This is a genomic window from Vibrio sp. M260121 (genome assembly GCF_036533715.1).
GTDB lineage: Bacteria > Pseudomonadota > Gammaproteobacteria > Enterobacterales > Vibrionaceae > Vibrio.
Genome location: NZ_JATABF010000034.1, coordinates 41,247 through 59,245, shown reverse-complemented (window position 1 = coordinate 59,245; position 17,999 = coordinate 41,247). Strand labels below are relative to the sequence as shown.

17 protein-coding genes are annotated in these 17,999 nt (G+C 46.0%); 11 read left to right on the top strand and 6 right to left on the bottom strand.

Annotated elements, in window-relative coordinates; all coding sequences use genetic code 11:
* The first annotated feature begins 54 nt into the window (after positions 1-54).
* Complete coding sequence (locus QTO06_RS17550) at positions 55-1,233, top strand: lytic polysaccharide monooxygenase (RefSeq protein WP_331409152.1); 1,179 nt, start codon at positions 55-57, stop codon at positions 1,231-1,233.
* A gap of 55 nt (positions 1,234-1,288) precedes the next feature.
* Here the strand turns inward: QTO06_RS17550 and QTO06_RS17545 are convergent, their stop codons facing one another.
* Complete coding sequence (locus QTO06_RS17545) at positions 1,289-1,918, bottom strand: HAD family hydrolase (protein WP_331409138.1); 630 nt, start codon at positions 1,916-1,918, stop codon at positions 1,289-1,291.
* Positions 1,919-1,934: 16 nt separating this feature from the next.
* Positions 1,935-2,264: a DMT family transporter gene (locus QTO06_RS17540; protein WP_005533114.1), complete on the bottom strand. Its 330-nt coding sequence runs from the start codon at positions 2,262-2,264 to the stop codon at positions 1,935-1,937.
* Between the two features lie 187 nt (positions 2,265-2,451).
* Between QTO06_RS17540 and QTO06_RS17535 the strand changes: the two genes are divergently transcribed.
* Entirely contained in the window at positions 2,452-3,198 is a 747-nt protein-coding gene (locus tag QTO06_RS17535; protein WP_331409135.1) for a hypothetical protein, read from the top strand.
* Positions 3,199-3,356: 158 nt separating this feature from the next.
* Here QTO06_RS17535 and QTO06_RS17530 read toward each other — a convergent pair whose 3' ends face one another.
* Positions 3,357-4,247 carry a LysR family transcriptional regulator gene (locus QTO06_RS17530; protein WP_331409133.1) on the bottom strand — a complete coding sequence of 297 codons (891 nt, stop codon included), beginning with the start codon at positions 4,245-4,247 and terminating at the stop codon, positions 3,357-3,359.
* A gap of 105 nt (positions 4,248-4,352) precedes the next feature.
* Here QTO06_RS17530 and QTO06_RS17525 point away from each other — a divergent pair, with 105 nt between their 5' ends.
* Both QTO06_RS17525 and QTO06_RS17520 read left to right on the top strand, forming a co-directional pair.
* On the top strand, positions 4,353-5,747 hold the full coding sequence (locus QTO06_RS17525) for an MATE family efflux transporter (RefSeq protein WP_331409132.1): 1,395 nt from the start codon (positions 4,353-4,355) through the stop codon (positions 5,745-5,747).
* Positions 5,748-5,752: 5 nt separating this feature from the next.
* Positions 5,753-5,983: a hypothetical protein gene (locus QTO06_RS17520; protein ID WP_038869716.1), complete on the top strand. Its 231-nt coding sequence runs from the start codon at positions 5,753-5,755 to the stop codon at positions 5,981-5,983.
* Between the two features lie 111 nt (positions 5,984-6,094).
* Here the strand turns inward: QTO06_RS17520 and QTO06_RS17515 are convergent, their stop codons facing one another.
* Positions 6,095-6,406, bottom strand: a complete 312-nt coding sequence (locus QTO06_RS17515; protein WP_045422009.1) for a cupin domain-containing protein — start codon at positions 6,404-6,406, stop codon at positions 6,095-6,097.
* A gap of 8 nt (positions 6,407-6,414) precedes the next feature.
* Complete coding sequence (locus QTO06_RS17510) at positions 6,415-7,065, bottom strand: Qnr family pentapeptide repeat protein (RefSeq protein ID WP_331409130.1); 651 nt, start codon at positions 7,063-7,065, stop codon at positions 6,415-6,417.
* 432 nt (positions 7,066-7,497) lie between these two features.
* On the opposite strand from QTO06_RS17510, the gene ompW reads away from it, so the two are divergent.
* The 3 genes from ompW to QTO06_RS17495 all read left to right on the top strand — a co-directional run bounded on the left by ompW (position 7,498) and on the right by QTO06_RS17495 (position 10,947).
* Complete coding sequence (gene ompW / locus QTO06_RS17505; protein ID WP_255942963.1) at positions 7,498-8,142, top strand: outer membrane protein OmpW; 645 nt, start codon at positions 7,498-7,500, stop codon at positions 8,140-8,142.
* A gap of 295 nt (positions 8,143-8,437) precedes the next feature.
* The gene (locus QTO06_RS17500; protein WP_331409129.1) at positions 8,438-9,463 is read left to right on the top strand and encodes an HlyD family secretion protein; all 1,026 of its coding nucleotides are present in this window, start codon (positions 8,438-8,440) and stop codon (positions 9,461-9,463) included.
* On the top strand, positions 9,460-10,947 hold the full coding sequence (locus QTO06_RS17495) for an MDR family MFS transporter (RefSeq protein WP_005434843.1): 1,488 nt from the start codon (positions 9,460-9,462) through the stop codon (positions 10,945-10,947). The genes QTO06_RS17500 and QTO06_RS17495 overlap by 4 nt, the downstream gene beginning before the upstream one ends.
* 86 nt (positions 10,948-11,033) lie before the next feature.
* On the opposite strand, the gene QTO06_RS17490 is transcribed toward QTO06_RS17495, so the two are convergent.
* Positions 11,034-11,279: a Rho-binding antiterminator gene (locus tag QTO06_RS17490; RefSeq protein WP_331409128.1), complete on the bottom strand. Its 246-nt coding sequence runs from the start codon at positions 11,277-11,279 to the stop codon at positions 11,034-11,036.
* A gap of 157 nt (positions 11,280-11,436) precedes the next feature.
* Here QTO06_RS17490 and QTO06_RS17485 point away from each other — a divergent pair, with 157 nt between their 5' ends.
* The 4 genes from QTO06_RS17485 (at position 11,437) to QTO06_RS17470 (ending at position 17,987) form a co-directional block, all read left to right on the top strand.
* Positions 11,437-12,570, top strand: a complete 1,134-nt coding sequence (locus QTO06_RS17485) for an MBL fold metallo-hydrolase (RefSeq protein ID WP_331409127.1) — start codon at positions 11,437-11,439, stop codon at positions 12,568-12,570.
* A 456-nt stretch (positions 12,571-13,026) separates the two neighbouring features.
* Positions 13,027-13,794 (top strand): transcriptional regulator, encoded by a 768-nt coding sequence (locus tag QTO06_RS17480; protein ID WP_032802841.1) that lies wholly within the window; start codon positions 13,027-13,029, stop codon positions 13,792-13,794.
* A 260-nt stretch (positions 13,795-14,054) separates the two neighbouring features.
* Positions 14,055-16,745: an alpha-glucosidase gene (gene ygjK, locus QTO06_RS17475; protein WP_331409126.1), complete on the top strand. Its 2,691-nt coding sequence runs from the start codon at positions 14,055-14,057 to the stop codon at positions 16,743-16,745.
* A 522-nt stretch (positions 16,746-17,267) separates the two neighbouring features.
* Entirely contained in the window at positions 17,268-17,987 is a 720-nt protein-coding gene (locus tag QTO06_RS17470; protein ID WP_009706801.1) for a hypothetical protein, read from the top strand.
* Positions 17,988-17,999 lie beyond the last annotated feature (12 nt).

The following is a 17,999-nucleotide window of genomic DNA, read 5'->3' as shown; positions in this document are numbered from 1 at the left end:
TCTACGTCGTTGCTTGGTTCGCGAGCAGCGTGATAGAAAATTTAAGGATGAATGATGAAATCATACGTAACCCTTCCCCTAGTGAGCTTGGGCGCGATTGCAGCGTTAAGCTCATTTAATGTTAATGCCCACGGCTGGGTCGAGTTTCCAAGCGCACGTCAAAATACCTGTTATTTAGACGGTGGCTTTTGGACCAATGAAATTCCAAACCAAGCGTGTCAGGCTGCTTATGACGAGTCGGGGGCATACCCATTTGTTCAGCGCAGTGAAGTGGCGGCTAACGTACCAAATTATCGTGATATGGCACATGTACAAGCAATCGTTCGTGATGGAGAGCTGTGTTCTGCAGGCGATGCGGCGAAAAAAGGTCTAAACATTCCATCGCCAAATTGGCAGCGTACCCATGTCACCCCAGACGCCAACAACCAAATTAAATTGGTGTTCTATGGCAAAGCTCCACATAACCCTTCTTATTGGGAGTTCTACCTTTCCAAGCCAACTTATGACGACACGCAACCTCTTACTTGGGACGATTTAGAACTGATCGATACGGCTGGTGACGTTTATGTGGATGCAGAAAAGCGCTACCGCATGCAGGTAACCTTCCCGGCAGATCGTTCAGGCGATGCGATTCTCTATACTCGTTGGCAACGTATTGATGTAGCAGGTGAGGGCTTCTACAACTGTAGTGATATTACTTTGAATGGCAATGGTACAACGCCTCCTACCGACCCGGTTGACCCAACAGATCCAGCAAACAACCTGACCGCTCTGGGCTACTTTGTCCCACAAGGCTTTGGCCCGGTAGAGGCGGGAGACACGGTACGATTCCGTACGTTTAATGCAACGGGCAGCGAGATCGTCGATCTGTCACTAGCAATCAGTGCAAACAACACGACAACGTGGGCAGCGGAGTTAGCCGACCAATTTAACTCTCAGCAAACGGGCGATTGGTATGTGGGTATTTGGCACGAAGCAATGAACCACTACATGTTCGATACCAACAACATCTACGCGAACCAAGTGTTGGCTCCAAACGCTAACTTTAGCTACGCATTGTCATTGATTAAAGGTGATACCACGCCACCAGTTGAGCCGACCAACCTTTGGAGCAAAGACGCGGTGTACAACCAAGGTGATGTCGTGACGCACAATGGTCGTGAATGGACTGCGCAGTGGTGGACAACTGGCGAAGAGCCGGGAACCACAGGTGAATGGGGTGTTTGGCGTTAAGCTCTACTCGTTCCAAATACGCAAAACCCTTCTCAATTGAGAAGGGTTTTCTGTTTTAATTCAGGCTGTTTTCTCTTTGCCAAGGTTGCCAATTCATCATCGCATGGCTAGCCAATTTGAGCATCGGAATGTCTTCGTGGGTATCGCCGTAAGCATAAATCGTGTCGTATTGGCTCAAGTCATAAGCACGTTGAACACACTCGACCTTTCTTTCCAAACTGCAATCGCCGCTTTGGTAACGACCACTAATGCGTTCACTTTCGCCGAGTAACTCACTACAAAGTAATTGGTAGCTGTGCATTTGGCTCCATGGTTTTAAGTAGGCGTTAAGTGATGCTGATACAACAACAATGGTGTCGCCTCGCGCTTGGTGCCATTCCAGTTTCGCTCGGGCTTCTGGGCGAATGTGTTTTGTAATCACCTCTTTTGCAAACTGGGCTCCTAACGCTTCAACGTCTCGCGTTTTTCTTCCTGCAAAGGCGATGAAACTGGCGATAGGGCGCATTCGCTTAGCAGGAATGACGCCTGCCTTGTAGAGTGCATAGAACGGCAGAATCATAACGTTTCCGACCCACTTGCGCAGGCCAAAAACAGAATAGTGGAGGAAGGCGCTAAACATATCCTCATCGGTGATGGTGCCATCAAAATCAAACAGTGCGAGAGAGGGCTTTTGGCTATCTGACAATCCGCTGCCTTATGGTTTAGTGTGCGTGTCCGTGAGAGAAGTTTATCACCATCACACCCGCTGCGATAAGTGCCATGCCAATCCAAAGGCTAGTATCCATGTGTTGGCGGTAAACCAATTGCGAGATTAAAGTCACCGATACAATTGCCAAACCTGCCCAAAGGGCGTGAACAATGCCAACAGGCATGCCACCTTTCATCGCCTGCGCCAAACAAACAAAGGCAGCTAAGTGGCCAATCAAGACAAGGGTTGCAGGCAGCGGTTTGCTAAAGCCATCGGTGGCTTTGAGTGCAACGTGTGAAAGGGCTTCTGCGCCCACGCCTAAAAGTAAGAAAAACCAGCTCATTGTTATCGTTCGTCATCGGTTAATTTGGAATGGGGCTAGTATATTGGTGTTGAATAAAATGATAATCCCATAAAAATTCAAATGACTTTTACTTGGTTGTAATAATCAGCCCGTCTTACATACGCTTACATCAACTCGTTGCCGCAATCGTTACACTGCCGCCGTCTTGGAAAAGGAGCGTGTATAGATGCATAAAGCAATAGCGAGTATTGCGGTGATGTTTGCACTGAGTGGCTGTGGTGGCGAAGGAATAACGACAGACTCTGTGCCTAAGTTTGTAGATCACAGTGCGAACTATGAGGTGGACGGTATCGATCTGCTGCATCGTTCGATTACCGACACCATCAGCGATGACTTACTGGGTTTTGAGGCTGAAAACTTGTCTCGCAAAGTGACTTATACGCTCGATCAACTTTCGTTAAACATTTTGCATGACTTTAATGTGAGTACCCTTGCGGAGTTAGAAGCATTAGTCCCGAATGTTGGTGACAACAAAACCTCTCTGATTTTTGAGTTTCACTTGATGCGGCTCACACCTGAAATGGTGATGGTCAGCTCATCAAACGAGATAGAACACTTCTTTTATGAAGTGGACATCATCGAAACCCGTTTTGGTATCTCAACCTATAAGTTCACCGAAGCACCAACGCGTATTGACATGGTGGTGTATCCAGAAGGCATTGCGATTGAGGCATTCAACCAAGGTTATCAAGCTGAATATGATGCAAGCAAAGGCACGTACAAGGTGCGTTTGCAGTACGACGATAATGGTGAAAAAAGCCAATATGATGAGCTGATAGTGGACTTGAACAGTGATCAAGTTCGACTGGAGAGGGGCACAACGACGCTAGAAGGGCTAGAAGTCAAAGACAGCGTTGAGCAAAGCCATCGATTCGAATACAACCGCAAGCAAAACACACTCTCACTCCAATAACACGTTTTTATCTTATGAATATTGAAGTGATGACTAGGTTCATTTCTGAGTAACGGTTGGGAGACTGGCTCGGAGTCATGACTTCAATTTCTTTTGCGCCTCACCTAGACCCTTTATTGCGCACATGGGGAAAGTTAGGGTTTCTTTCCCCCGTTTTTCTATCGAAAATAGTCCTTTGCTAATTTTGTGCACCATTCTACTAGCGCTTGTGTGGTTGTCTCTTGATCCATTCCGATGGCATGAAACAGGCTAAATGGCATTTTTACATCATTCGCAAGCAGCGGGGTTGGCATTTTTTTTAGTGCCTGCTTCTGTACGTAGTACTCCCCAAGGGGTAAAGGCAGTAGTGCCCAGCCTTCATTTTGGAGCATTTTGACCATTAACGTGTGGCTGCTGACAACACGGGTATGAGATGAGAATGGCTGTATCATCCCATCACTGTTCATGTTGTTACTCGACAGGTACTGAACCTCTAATTGCGCATCTTCAATTGTGAACTCTGCTTTGTTCGCAAGCTTGCTTTGCTCCCCGACATATAATCCGTAACTGATGTAGCCCAAGTGCTTAAAGATAAGCGGGTATTTAGGAGAGACTCCTCCCACAGCAGGTAAGATAGCCAAATCTAAATCACGCTCAGAGACTAGCTTTAATGCAGCATCTCGATGCGTTTCGATCCATTGAACTCGTACCTGAGGGAACTGAGCGAGGCATCGGCGCTCAAGTTCTGCAATCAATTCAACGGGAAAATCGATGTCATATCCTAGCCGGAGTTGGGTTTTCGGTTCCATAAACATGGCACTGCCGAACTCGAGTAACTTTTCGTTTTGTCGAAGGACTAACTTTGCTTGAGGGTAGAGCTGAACCGCTCGTTCGGTTGGGTTGACTTTACGTCCTGCGATAGTGAAAAGCTCAAACCCTAATACGTCTTCATACGCTTTAACGAGTTCACGTACTGTGGTTCTATCTTTATGTAAGTTTCGTCCAGCGGCGCTGTAAGAGTGGTGCTCGAAAACAGAAACAAAGGCGTAAATTTGATCGAGTGAGTGCAACTGACTTCCTTATTATGAACGTAAAACCCCAACATAAGTGGTTTTTAGGATAGTAGTTTTCCTCCCATAATTGACGCAAATTTCATCATGATTTTTGCGAGTGATATGTCACTAACCTCTGTGTCTCAATCTAAAGAGCGGCCTTCGATGTTCAGCGTGGATTTGTTTAAGGCCATCTTAACGGTGGCGATTCCCGTTACGCTGCAAACCATTTTGTTTTCAAGTAAGAGCTTGATTGACCTTGTGATGATTGGGCAGCTAACGGAGCAGAATATCGCAGCAATTGGTGTTGCGAGTCGCGCACTATTTGTGGCAACAATATTTTTAGCTGGTGTCACCACAGGTGGAGCGATGCTGACCGCGCAATATTTTGGAGCCAAAGACCAGAAGGGAGTGACACGAAGTACTGCATTGACTTGGATAATGGCGACATTGGCGTCGTTCATCCCATTGTTTGCTTTTCACTTTTATGGTGATGACATCATTGGGCTGTCGACTAAATCGCCGGAAATCATCGCGTTGGGCCATCAGTACTTGCAGGTATCGAGTTGGAGCCTGATCGCTGTCGCCTTTGTCGGTAGTGTTGCTGCTGGTTTACGAGCCATGCACCAAGCTGCGTTAAGTACCTGGTTTAGTGGCCTCGGCATTGCGTTAAATGTGTTGTTTAACTGGGTGCTGATTTTTGGTCACCTAGGTTTTCCTCAGCTTGGCTTAAAAGGTGCTGCGATAGCAACGGTCCTGAGCTCCATGCTGGAAGTGGCGGTGATTTATGTGTTCTTAAAGGTTAAGGCGCATCCTCTAAGATTTGGCACTCAAGCACTCAAAGATGCAGTTCAGTGGCGCTATGTTCGATCGTTTTTCGCTTTATCAACCCCGACAACACTTAATTTCTTAGCGTGGTCAGGTGGTTTGTTTGCTTATACCGCCATTATGGGGCAAACCGGAGAGGCAGGCTTGGTGGTGCTTTCTGTGATTACACCGATAGAGGCTTTTTCTCTCAGTTTTTTGACGGGTATTGCGAATGCTTCTGCCGTCATCGTTGGGAATCAACTTGGAGCGAATAAGCCTGAACTAGCCTATGCCCAAGCGAAAGGATTTACTGTTATTGCCATTGGTGTGACTCTGGTTGTGTCGATTTCTTTGTGGTTCCTGCAATCCTCGGTGTTAGACCTGTTTACGGCGTTATCTGCAGAAACAAGACGAATGGCAGAGCAGTTTTACATGATTTTGTGTGTCGGTATTTTGTTGCGTTCTTTGCCTACGCTAATGGTCGTTGGTGTATTGCGAGCTGGTGGGGATGTTAAATTTTGCCTTTACCAAGACTTATGCACTCAATGGTTGTTTGGTATTCCATTAGCGGCTCTTGGTGCTCTTGTGTTCAGCTTTTCTGCACCGGTCGTGTTCGCGATGTTCTTTTTAGAGACGCTGTTTAAGTGGGCGGCGTGTTTACACCGATTTCGCAGTCGAAAGTGGATGAATTGTTTAGTTAAAGAAGGGTAATAGTAATGAACTTACTCAGTGTTTATGAAGCTTATGGTGTGACCATCGCCGTGCTTGTGTTCGTAATGATCTATTTATTTATTCACGTGAAATACATTCGCCACCATGCGATGCACAAGCGCTTTCTTGCGGCGCTTTGGGAGTTGATGAAGAACACCATTCACGGAGAGCACATCCGCACCATGGGTTACAAGCATGAAAAGGAAACAACAACGTCAAAAGAAAAAAATAGCTAGGAAGGCTCTTATCGGGGCTGCTTTGATACAAGTCTAGAGCGATTCCACTTGTATCTTTTTGGGGAATGGTGAGCATACCTTCCCCTTTTTTATTTCTAAAATGATAGATGGTTATTGATAAAAAACTGCCAACCAAATTGTCTCTTGTTCTGGGGCTGTCCAACTGACGCGATGCTTTGTATGCGCCGGAATGTTGATATGGTCACCGGCTTCTAAACGTTTTACCGATCCATCTTCATAAGTCAGTTCGCCTGCACCTTGCAGCACCAACACCCACTCATGTTCTTCTTGATCGTACCATTCGCCCTCTGGCGTGGTTTGCCCTTTTGAGACAATACGCTCGATGCGCAGTTGTTTATGTGTGAGTAAATCTTCGAACACTTCTTCACTCAGATCACTGGGTAGGTCTTTAAACAGATTCATAATGCTTCCTAAATAACGATCAGTCCAAATGGTGCGAGCAGTTGTTCTTGCTGCCAGTCGCAGATCTTAACACCGTATAAAGAGACGCGGCGAATGTCCAAGCCTTCTAAATCGACGTGGGTAAGATCGCTCTCTTCTATATTAAAGCTGCCCCATTGTTCTCGACTGAATTCTCCTCTCGATAAGTCAGAGCCTTTAAAGCTCGCGCCCATCAAACTGGCGCCGTTCCATCGGTTTTCAAACAGATCACATTTCTCTAGTAGTGCGTGTTCAAAATTGGTGTAAGCCAAGTTGCAGCCCGTAATGTAGGCGATACAAAAGAAAACCGTATTGCTGACGCGATTAGCAAAGTTGGCACTTTGAAAGTTTGCGCCTTTCAAATCACACTTGCGCAGTTCGATGCCGACGCAGTCTGCACCATTGAACTGAGACATGGCCAAAATGCAGTTATTAAAGCTGGCGTCTTTGAGTTTTGCATAACGGAAACTGCAGCCTTCTATGTCGCTCGATTGGATAAAGCGGCAATCAATAAACTTTGCATCACTCAGATTGGCATGGTCGAAATTGCACTGATAAAAGCGGCAGTTTTCAAAGGTGGCGTTTTGCAAATCTTGGTGAGAAAAGTCTTCCTGTTCGAAAGTGAGATCGGTCTTAATCATGGCTTTTTATCTTTTCTTTGTTCGGTTGGAAGCAGACTAACACCCTAAGTGACTGATTTTCCAGAAATATAACTTGTTGTATTTCAGTGGTTTACAAAGGCCGAAAATCGCCAATTTAAGCGGTCAAATTGGCGATTTAAAGTGGGTATCTTTTGAAAATAATCCGAGCATATCGAGAAAAAAGTTTTGTTGAATGCAGAGGCGTACAGAGGAAGCGGAATGAGAACTGCGACGCACGCTTCTCACACGCACAGTTTGCATTACAGGATTGTGTCCTATTTGCATAATTTGTTGATCAAAATGGCGTTTTTGTATACGGAAAAGCTATATTTTTCACAAATTGATTTCCATCAAAATAGTAGGGTTTCTATGTGCTAGATTGCGCGCAGCTCAAGAATATAAGAACTATTAAGCCCTACAAAGGAAATAACAATGAAAAAAACAATCAGCAGTTTAGCAGTGGTTGCCGCGTTAGTGTCTCCAAGTGTTTTCGCTCACAGTGAAGGTGACTTTATTCTACGTGTTGGTGCGGCATCGGTTGTACCAAACGACAGCAGTGACAAGATCTTGGGCTCTCAAGAAGAGCTTAAAGTGGATTCAAACACCCAGCTGGGTTTGACGTTTGGTTACATGTTCACCGACAACATCAGCTTAGAGGTTCTAGCTGCAACACCATTTAGCCATGATATTTCGACTGACCTACTTGGTCTTGGTGATATCGGTGAGACCAAACACTTGCCACCTACAGTAATGGTTCAATACTATTTTGGTGACTCACAAAGCAAATTCCGCCCGTACGTGGGTGCTGGTCTAAACTACACCATCTTCTTCGATGAAGGCTTTAACAGTACAGGTAAAGGTGCAGGTCTTTCTGATCTGAAATTGGATGATTCATTCGGTCTAGCTGCAAACGTTGGTGTGGACTACATGATCAACGATAAATGGTTCCTAAACGCATCGGCGTGGTACGCAAACATTGAAACAGAAGCGACCTACAAAGCGGGGGGCGCGAAGCAAAAAACTGACGTTGAAATCAACCCTTGGGTATTCATGATCAGCGGCGGTTACAAGTTCTAAGTAAAAGCAGTAGTAAAAGAACAATAAGATTATTGGCATGACTTTTAGGGGCAGTTGCGGGGATTGCCCCTCTTTTTTTGTCTGTTATTACTGAACCATTTCTACTCTGTCTATCGCACCCCATTGGGTTTCTCTCTTCTATACTTTATGCACGATTGGAGAGTGAATGTCTTTGCGCATCATTTGAACAAATGATCAACGCTCAAAATCGGAACTTAACCTTTCAGATCATCTTGTTGTTCAGAAGCTGAAAAATCCTACACTGATCACATAATTGAACACTTGGACAATATAAATGAGCGACGATATCGCGAAGAAATCCTCTTCGAAATCCAAACTGACCAAAATCCTTTTCCTTCTCGTTTGTGCTATCGCCTTCGGTGCGATGTACTGGTCTTGGCAATATTCCGACAGTCACCCGAGCACGGAAGATGCCTATGTAAGAGCTAAAATCCTGTCTGTCGCTCCTCAGGTTCAAGGTCAAGTCATCTCAGTAGAAGCCAAAGATTTCCAAGTAGTGAACAAAGGCGACCTGCTATTAAAGATTGATTCTCGTCCCTATCTGCTTGCCGTCAAACAAGCCAAAGCGGCTTATCAATTGGCGGTACAACAGCATGATGTGGCTGACAAACAAGTGACCGAAGCAGTGGCAGGCTTGGACGCTGCACGCTCGAACCTGACCGAAGCGCAGTTGGAGTACAAACGTACTAATTCGCTAGTGAAACGCAAATTAGCGTCTGACCAAGATTTGGATACTGCGAAAAACAAACTCGCTAACGCTCAAGCAAGCTTAGAACAAGCACGTGCGACGGTTGAAAAAGCAATCGCAAACCGCGGTGAAGAAGGCGCAGAAGCAGCGGTTGTTCAACAAGCGGCGGCGCAACTTGCACAAGCTGAATTGAACCTTAGCTACACCGACATCACTTCTCCTGTCGATGGTATCGCGGGTGAAATCAACACACATACTGGTTCTATTGTCGGCATTGGCCAAACACTGTTCCCTGTGATTGTGAAAGACAGCTACTGGGTACGCGCAAACTTTAAAGAAACTGACCTAACACACATCAAAGCAGGCATGCACGCTGAAGTCGTGATCGACATGTACCCAGACGTAGTTTGGGATGCGAAAGTGGAAGAACTGTCGCCAGCAAGTGGTACATCTTTCTCTCTAATGCCACCAGAAAACGCAACCGGTAACTGGGTGAAAATCAAACAACGTTTCCCTGTGCGTTTGACGCTTGAAGTACCCGAAGGTGCGCCACAATTACGTGTGGGTGCAAGTTCTGAAGTGACTGTTGATCTGAAAAGTAACGCACAATGAGTAACGAGATTACGGCCGACAAACGGGGAATAGCCACCGTCGCCGTGATGCTTTCGGCCATCATGGTGCTGATAGACATGACCGTTGCTAACGTGTCGCTTTCACACATGATGGGCGCGTTGGGCGCAACGGCAGACCAAATCACATGGGTGCTAACTGGCTACAGTATGGCTGAGGCGATCTTCATTCCGATGACCAGTTTCTGGGTATCGCGATTTGGTGAGCGCAAAGTCATGCTGGTGGCAGTCATCGGCTTTGTGATTGCCAGTGCTTTCTGTGGGCAAGCGGGTTCACTCGAAGAGATGGTGGTGTTCCGTATTATCCAAGGTGCGTTTGGTGCCTCGGTTATTCCACTGGCGCAATCTACATTGGTTCAGATTTACCCTTCCGAGCAAAAAGGCAAGGCGATGGCGATCTTCTCCATCGGTATCTTGCTTGGTCCGATTTTAGGCCCGGTAGTGGGCGGTGTGATTACCGATAACATCAACTGGCGTTGGATCTTCTACGTCAACTTGCCATTTGGCTTGGTGTGTACTGCGCTGATTTATCGCTACATCCACATCAGCAACAAATCCAAACCAAACTTCGACTGGTGGATCATTGGTTATATGGCCCTCGGGGTCGGTGCGTTGCAGTTCGTGCTCGACAAAGGTAACGACGAAGACTGGTTCAACTCTCGCATTATCCAAACCGCAGTGCTGCTGGCGATCATGGGCTTAATCATGTGGATCTACCGCAGTTGGAAGACCAAGAGCCCCATTGCGCCTCTGTGGCTCCTCAAGGACAAAAACCTCATGGTCTCCTCCTTGATGATGGCGGTGGTGTCGATGGCCATGTTCGGCTTGACCACTCAACAACCAATGTTGCTCGAAAGCTTATTGAACTACCCGGTATCCACTACGGGTATGTTAATGGCACCACGGGGGCTGGCGTCTGCCTGTATGCTGATATTGGTGATTGTGATTAACCCACAATTCGATCCAAGGTTGAAGATTGTCTTTGGCCTAACCTGTATCGGTATTGGTAGTTACCTCATGACCTTGTACTCCATGGAAATCGATACCTTCTGGATCGTGATGCCAAGTATGATTCAAGGTATGGGCTTAGGTTTGACCTTCTCGACCTTATCGACACTGGCGTATATGACATTGCCAAAAGAGCAGTCGGTGGCAGGGGCGAGTATTTTTAACCTGTTCCGCACCATTGGTAGTTCGTTTGGTATCTCGATTGCGACTACATACCAATACCGCGACAGCCAACAGCAATGGCACGCTTTGGGAGAAGGCTTTAACCCTTATAACCCAGTGTTGCATGACTGGGCTGCGAAACAGGGATTGTCGATTACCGATCCTGCGGCGTTGGAGCAATACCAGAACATGCTCCATCAACAATCGCAAATGGTGGCCTTTGTGCACACCTTCCAGTTGGTCGGGGTGATGTTCGTTATCATGATGCCGATGCTGATATTTATCCGCTCAAGGTAAACCTCTAAAGCTAAACAAAAGCGCCCTTAACTCAGCCAGTTAAGGGCGCTTTTTTATGTCTGACGTTTCTATCGGTTTTCGAGCAGTTAACCGAAGGTCACTTCACTGAAATGCGGGTTGTCTTTGAGCGCTCTCATCGCAATCAATTGCTCGGTTAGGAACGAAATGTGCTCGCCATCGATATCCAAAAATAAGCACTCTTGTCGTTCAATATCGTAGCCCGTATCAAATGCGCTGCCTTGATGTTTCTCACCGTTTTTGAGGGTGATTTCCACGGGCAGATTAAACATACAGGCGATTTCAATAAAATCGTATTGGCTGCAGGTCACCATAACTTTTCTCCTTCTCTCTTCCTTATCAAGACCGATAAAGGACAGAAATACTTCTCTGAAACCTAATCTTCATCTTACGCCCTATTTTGGTCATGAAAAAGACATACAAGCAGGCTTAACTAAAACCATAGTTTAGTGAACAAGACGTAGATAGGACATGTCTGAAACGACACTTAAAAACACGTACTTGGCTCGTGAGCGCGCAACGCAATCACTGATTACTCCTCACACTTACTACGCGCAGTTGGCGCATCGCATTAACCATTCACCTCAATTTGAACATGGACGCGTCAAAGACAAGATGCCAAACGTGCCAAGCCCTCAGTCTTTTTGGCAAATGTGCTGGGCCTACATGGGCGGACGTTCGCCGCTCAGTCCCGATAACCAGTTGCCTTATTCATCGATAGAGCCGACGCGGTTTGAGCAGCGACAGCAAGCGATGCGAGTCACTTGGCTAGGGCATTCCACTTTGATGATTGAGACCGATGGCGTGCGCATTCTGACTGACCCTGTATTCGACTATGCGTCGCCTTTGATTGCTAAGGCATGGTTTGAGCGCAATATCCCCAATACAGCCGTACGTGATAGCTTGCCGATTCCGGATGTTATCGTGATCTCTCATGATCATTACGATCACCTCGAAGCTTCGACCATACGTTACTATTCTGATAAATCCGTAACATTTTACGTGCCGTTAGGTGTCGGTAAGCATCTGATTCGTTGGGGCGTTAAACCTGATAACGTGGTGGAATTTGATTGGTGGGAGAGCGTTCATTATGCCAACGTTGAGCTGATATGCACGCCAGCTAATCACAACTCAGGGCGCACTTATCTGGATAAGAATTCGACCTTGTGGGCATCTTGGGTGGTAAAAGGTCAGCAAGAGACCCTCTATTTCAGCGGCGACAGTGCGTACGATAGCCACTTTGCACAAATTGCTCAGCGCTGTGGCCCGATTGATATCGCTTGTTTGGAAGTCGCAGCAGATGTGAAAGGCAACCAGGGTTATCCGGTTGAGAACTGGGGACACATGCAAGCGCATCACACCGTACGAGCATTCAAAGATCTGCAAGCGAAGAAGTTGCTACCTGTGCACTGGGCAACGTATGAGTTGTTTACGCACAAATGGGATGAGCCCATTGAGGACTTGATTGAACATTGCCAAGCTGATCACATTGAGCTGATAACCCCGATGGCAGGAGAGAGTTTTTACGTGGCAAAAGAATATAAAAATAAGCCTTGGTGGCAAGCCAATAAATTATGTGAGCAAGCTAGAAAAATACGGGTATAATATGACGGCGCTTCAATAATACCTCGGTTAATTTAACCAACTTTCTTGCTCCTTATAACAAGATTTTTACTGGTCATCGATTCAATAAATTACCAGTGAGTCACTATTTTTCTGTGATCCCTCGCGATAATAAATCTCCGAGTACAACTTTTTGATACTTCTCACCTAATAAAATAACCTTCTGAGAGAAAACTTTTACTAAAAATCTTTGTGAACTTAATTTTACGCATCAAAACAATTATACTCGTCGCCATACTGATAAGACTTAAAATAGCTGGTCAAAGTGTGAACGTAATGAGTAAAACTCGATCAGTTAACAACAAGTAAAAGTCTCATCATTGAAACCGATTTAATTGATAAAGAGTGCTGGGAATAATTGGAACCAGTATCACAAGAGTAGGATTCTCTTGAATATATCATCAGGGATGCTGAAGAAATTAAAACAGGCATTGTTAGATGAATAATTCTGCAACGTATTTACTTGCTGCTTTACGAGAAAAAATTAAAGAGAAAGGGATTTGTTATTCCGATCTCTCTGCTGGAATGGGGATTCCTCTATCAACCATTAAGAGACAGTTACACAATACGTCTTTAGGGTTGGACAAAATACTCTCGTATGCCACTCATTTAGATACTGACTTAGTCGAATTGTCCATGCGTGGTAAACAGCTGCAACAAGAAAACGAGCAATTTATCACCGACATTAACAGTGAAATATTTCACCAGTATCCGTACCTGTTTGATTTCTTGTATTTATTACGTCGGAAGGAATGGTCTCCGCAAGATATTGCGAGTAAATACCAGTTGACCCATACCTCGATCACCCTTTATTTCCGCGCATTGGAAATGATGGATTACATCGAGCTAAAAGGTGATGACCAATACCGCTTTAAAGACCAAGGTCGTTTTATTTTCGAAGAAGGCTCCAAGCTCGATACTTTGTTTGCTAAGCGCTTTCGAGATGAAGTGTTTAGCCATGATGTGCGACCACCGATTTGCATGGGACGCATTGCTATCACTGAAGAGCAGGAAGAGAAACTGGCGAATGAGGTGTACAACAAACTGATAGAGTTTGATGTGCAAAACAAGAGCGGAGAAGGCAGTAAGCGACTGAGAAACGTCTTGATGACTTACACGCCGGGCAATCAGATATTCCTTTCGGATACGATTCCGAATATTGACGGTGAATTATTAAAAGCCATCTCGATGGCGAATGAAAAATAGTGACTATTTAATCACAAAATAAAGAATTTATATTAAGTGGGTGTGTTTGATCATGAATGCATCAAAGACCCACTATTATCCAAAATTAATGACCTGTTATTTAAATAGGTCAAACGAAGAAGAGACAAATTAACCGATCTCTTCTCAAATCCAAAAGTGAAATAAATAAGGCTGAATCTTCATCATCGAAAATCGGCAGGGCACGTCTCGACCTTTTTTCGCCTGATCAGGACCAAAAGCCAATAAATGAGGGATATAACATGCACTTTAAGACTTCTTTATGTGCGATTGCTGTCGGGGTTGCTCTAACACTTAGCGGATGCAACAGTAGTGATAATGACTCGAATGTGGAAGCGCCACTGAAAGCGGCTGAATTCCACAACACCATTGACCGTGCAGGTGTGCCAGTGGCACTGCGTGATCTTCATGGTGGTCATCTTCGCTACATTCCTATGTTCGATAACGGTTCTTGGCATGGTCACACGTTAGATACCAAAGGTGGTGAAATCACCCTAGGTGGTACAGCGTTGCTAACGGAAGAATACGTGTCATTCATGGCTGCACGTTTCGATCGTCTAACACTGATGGTTGACGGTGAAGCGATGCCGCTTGAGCTAACAGACGCTTACTCGCAGCCAGGCGCACTGATTCAAGAGTACACGGGCGATAACGGCATCACTGCCGAACTTGAAATGCGCTTTGTGACGGACCGCACCTCTCTTGTTAAAACCACCATCAAGAACCCGAACAAGCTGGCTCTTCAAGGCGAATGGGACGGTGAGTTGATGCAAGATTACCGCGCTGACGATGGTGAACTATACAAAAACAACGACAGTACCGTTCGCAGTGTTGAAGATGCATACCCTACTTACTCACGTGAAATCGCCGCGACAGAAAACGGCGTAGAAGTGTCTTTTGGTGCGGTTCGCGACTCTTGGTCTTTACTGACTTCAGGCGATTCTAAGTTTGAAGTAACACGCTCTATCAAGCCAGAAACGTCTACCATCGATGATGATAAGAAAGGCTTTGTCCAAACGGCAGAGCTGGGTAATGGCGAAGAAATCACGCTATACACGGCTTACACGCACGTGCAAAACACAGAAGAGCAAGCGTCTGAGTTTGCGAAGTTAAACGACGTGATGGCCGATCCGAAAGGCTACATGCACGATTCAGCAATGCGTTGGGAAGAGTACCTAGAAAACGGTCTAACCAACGATGCCGCTTCAAAAGAGCATGAATTCGTTGCAGTAAAAGCGATGGAAACACTGAGCGCAAACTGGCGTGGTGCAGCAGGTGCCATTGACCACGACACAGTAACGCCATCGGTAACTGCACCTTACTTCTCTGGCAACATGACTTGGCCGTGGGATACATGGAAACAAGCGTACGCAATGGCTCACTTCAACCCAGATGTGGCGATGGAAAACATTCGTACTGTATTCCAATATCAAGTTCAGTCTGACGATCCTGTTCGCCCATGGGACGAAGGTTACTTGCTTGACGTGGTGACTTACAACTTGCCAGCAGAACGTTGGGAAGGCATGTCTGCGGAATACAAAAAAGTGTTCCCACTGGCTACAGACGGTTTGAACTGGAACGAACGCAACACCAAACCATCTCTAGCTGCATGGGCAGTATGGGAAGTGTACACCGCACTGAAAGACGAGCATAACCGTCCGGAAGAAGCGAAGCAGTGGCTAGAAGAGATGTATCCGAAGTTGGTGGCATTCCACGATTGGTGGCTACGTGCTCGCGATACAAACAAAAACGGTATCCCTGAATACGGTGCAGCAAAAGACCCAATTCACACTGTATTTGAAGATGATGTGAATGATGGTTCTTGGGGATCGGATGCGTTTGTAGACGACATGAAGTTCCAGTACAAAGACGAAGCGAATGCCGACAAGTGGATTAAAGAAACTGGCATCGAGAAATACAACCAGTTGCTAACGTCCGGTGATTACACCGCGATGAGCATCCCTGCAAAAGTAGCTGCGGGTTGGGAATCTGGCCGTGACAACGCGGGTGTATTTGGCTTTATCGACACCATCGACAATCTACAAGGTATGTCTGAACTGCCGACACAAGACGAAGCTAAAGTGATTGATCAAATGGGTCGTTACGCACACGACACCAATGGATTCGACAACACCTACGACATGGCCATGGGTGAAGATGGCTCGGTGGTGACTTACCGTGATGATTCGCCAGAGAACATGGACAAACTGGCTCTAGCGAAGAAAGACTGGGAAGTGAAGTTCAACGAGAACACTGACGAAGCGAACAAGTTGTCTGGCTACTCGCTGATGCAAGAATCGGTAGACCAAGCGTCTTACTGGTACTCAGATAACCTGTTCCTATCGCAAATTGCAGAAGTACTGGGCAAAGCAGATAAAGCGGCTGAGTTTAAAGAGAAAGCAGAAGACACCAAAGAGTACATCAACCGCTGTATGTTCGATGAATCAACCGGATTCTACTACGACATCGAAGTGGTACCTGGTGGCTTGAGCAACCAATGTGCTGGTCCAATGTTGGTGAAACGCGGCATGGGTCCAGAAGGTTGGTCTCCACTATTCAACAACGCGGCAACGCAAGAGCACGCGGATAAAGTAGTGAAGAACATGCTCGATACCAGCAAGTTTAACTCACCAATGATCCCACTTGGCACGGCGTCGATGGATAACCCAGCTTACGGCCCTGACATTTACTGGCGTGGTCGTGTGTGGCTCGATCAGTTCTACTTCGGCGTACGTGGTATGGACAACTACGGTTACGGTGTGGAAGCGCGTCAGATGGTGGATAAGCTATTCAAGAACGCACAAGGCTTAACAGAAACAACGCCAATTCAGGAAAACTACAACCCTGAAACGGGTGCAGTGCAGGGCGCAAACAACTTCTCTTGGAGTGCTGCGCACCTTTACATGTTGTACAACGGCTTTGTGGGCAAGTAAGGCTAATTCGTCACTAACAACGAGAAGATTTGGGCGTTGCAGATGACCCCCCTAGCATCTGTAACCGCTTCATCCTCTTCAAATTAGGCTCAATGAGATCAAACCGGACGGTGATCTCCGTCCGGTTTTTATAGAGTTAAAACACTACTTTTAGGCACTTTTCTAAAACTTGTAGGCGAGAAAAATTGCGCTACAAAGCCACTTTCCTTTAAAAACCAATGGTTAACCACCCCGCATTTCGTTCTGTCTATTTTCGGCACATAACATTTATAAAGTGATCATTTAACTGTTTTGTAACAAAATATATCCTTCATAAACCAATGAGGTCGTTAGATATTCATACGAAAGCATTAAGAGTTGTCCTAACCTCGCCGCTGGCCAGCCGCTCCGAGCCGAAATCATTCCCAAACTCTACTCTTCCGCTTGAATCTACCTCATTCTAAGGAGCGTATTGATAAATACCTCACTTTCTTAGTAGTCAAGCATGACGTGTTGCGATGCAGCACCATCAAGGAAGGTGACATGAACTGTTTACAGACCAGCCTTTATAACTTGCTAGAAGACAATAACTTTGTGCCCTCTAAAGAGTACAAAGCCTCTATCGCAAGCTACCTACATTCCGATTCCTCACTCACACCTCAAGCTATGGGCAAGCTCACTGGAGAAATATTCCAGAGCAAACAAACCATGGCGTATTACTTGCTGCACAATGCCATCAACGAAGAAGAGGGCGCAGAGCGACTCAAAATGATTGCCAATCGTTATGCGCAAGGGGAAATGAAGCAGCAAATCATGCATCACTGCCAAAACGACAGAAACCACTCAGCCATGTACGCCAGTTTGATCCCATTAACGGGTTACCAAACCGAGGTATATCAAGAAGAGAAGTCGAGTGATTTCAGCAATGTGAGCAACTTTTACGACGACATTAAAATCCACCTTTTCCGTGCTCACTCCGTCGAACTTCGTTCTTGGTGTTTATTGGTTTCTCAACTGAGTTTTATCGACCAATCGGATATCCCGTATTTGAAAGAGATGCGACCGACCATTCAGCAGATTTTAGATGATGAGGTGAGGCAGGTTTCCTACACGGCGCAACACGTCAGCCAGTGGTTGGAAGAAGATCCGTCACTGTGCCAAGCCTTCACGCAATGCATGAGCCACACCTACCGAGAAACATGGGACTACCTTGCCTCTATGGCGGAATTCATGCGAGACAGTGCGCCTTACTTTATGGTTTAAGCACAGAACACT

Coding starts and splice junctions, on each gene's coding strand:
- QTO06_RS17550 (WP_331409152.1), top strand. CDS start 55: ATGAAATCATACGTAACCCTTCCCCTAGTGAGCTTGGGCGCGATTGCA.
- QTO06_RS17540 (WP_005533114.1), bottom strand. CDS start 2,264: ATGAGCTGGTTTTTCTTACTTTTAGGCGTGGGCGCAGAAGCCCTTTCA.
- QTO06_RS17535 (WP_331409135.1), top strand. CDS start 2,452: ATGCATAAAGCAATAGCGAGTATTGCGGTGATGTTTGCACTGAGTGGC.
- QTO06_RS17525 (WP_331409132.1), top strand. CDS start 4,353: ATGTCACTAACCTCTGTGTCTCAATCTAAAGAGCGGCCTTCGATGTTC.
- QTO06_RS17520 (WP_038869716.1), top strand. CDS start 5,753: ATGAACTTACTCAGTGTTTATGAAGCTTATGGTGTGACCATCGCCGTG.
- QTO06_RS17515 (WP_045422009.1), bottom strand. CDS start 6,406: ATGAATCTGTTTAAAGACCTACCCAGTGATCTGAGTGAAGAAGTGTTC.
- QTO06_RS17510 (WP_331409130.1), bottom strand. CDS start 7,065: ATGATTAAGACCGATCTCACTTTCGAACAGGAAGACTTTTCTCACCAA.
- ompW (WP_255942963.1), top strand. CDS start 7,498: ATGAAAAAAACAATCAGCAGTTTAGCAGTGGTTGCCGCGTTAGTGTCT.
- QTO06_RS17500 (WP_331409129.1), top strand. CDS start 8,438: ATGAGCGACGATATCGCGAAGAAATCCTCTTCGAAATCCAAACTGACC.
- QTO06_RS17495 (WP_005434843.1), top strand. CDS start 9,460: ATGAGTAACGAGATTACGGCCGACAAACGGGGAATAGCCACCGTCGCC.
- QTO06_RS17490 (WP_331409128.1), bottom strand. CDS start 11,279: ATGGTGACCTGCAGCCAATACGATTTTATTGAAATCGCCTGTATGTTT.
- QTO06_RS17485 (WP_331409127.1), top strand. CDS start 11,437: ATGTCTGAAACGACACTTAAAAACACGTACTTGGCTCGTGAGCGCGCA.
- QTO06_RS17480 (WP_032802841.1), top strand. CDS start 13,027: ATGAATAATTCTGCAACGTATTTACTTGCTGCTTTACGAGAAAAAATT.
- ygjK (WP_331409126.1), top strand. CDS start 14,055: ATGCACTTTAAGACTTCTTTATGTGCGATTGCTGTCGGGGTTGCTCTA.
- QTO06_RS17470 (WP_009706801.1), top strand. CDS start 17,268: ATGAACTGTTTACAGACCAGCCTTTATAACTTGCTAGAAGACAATAAC.